The sequence below is a fragment of the Photobacterium sp. R1 genome (assembly GCF_054600795.1).
Genome location: NZ_BAAHZP010000369.1, coordinates 1 through 304 on the forward strand (window position 1 = coordinate 1; position 304 = coordinate 304).

The 304-nt window shown below is 50.0% G+C and carries 1 protein-coding gene; it reads left to right on the forward strand.

Features of this window, described 5'->3' with window-relative positions:
- Positions 1-243, forward strand: a 243-nt coding sequence (locus ACYP03_RS25460) for a hypothetical protein (RefSeq protein WP_459782601.1), incomplete at its 5' end; no start/stop codon positions are given.
- Positions 244-304: the final 61 nt, after the last annotated feature.

Sequence of the window (304 nt, forward strand, 5' to 3'; positions counted from 1 at the left end):
CGCCAATCAGTCTATTTACGTTTTGCTGTTTTACTTATTCGTCTTGATTTACATCGTGAAGAAGAAGCATGGCGTCGCGAACACCGACGTATGCAGGTTCATCTGCCACATTTATCGCCACATATTCTTAAAGATATGGGCATCGACAAAGACTTGCGTGTGGATTCCGCTTTGGTCGGTCTGCGAGCCAGCCGTAAAACACGTCATCTGAGGCGAGCGTTGAGGTGGCGAAGTCTGACGTAACCTCTGGCCTTACTCTGCGGGGTAAGGCCAGAAAAATACTGACAGCCCCACTCAGGTGGGG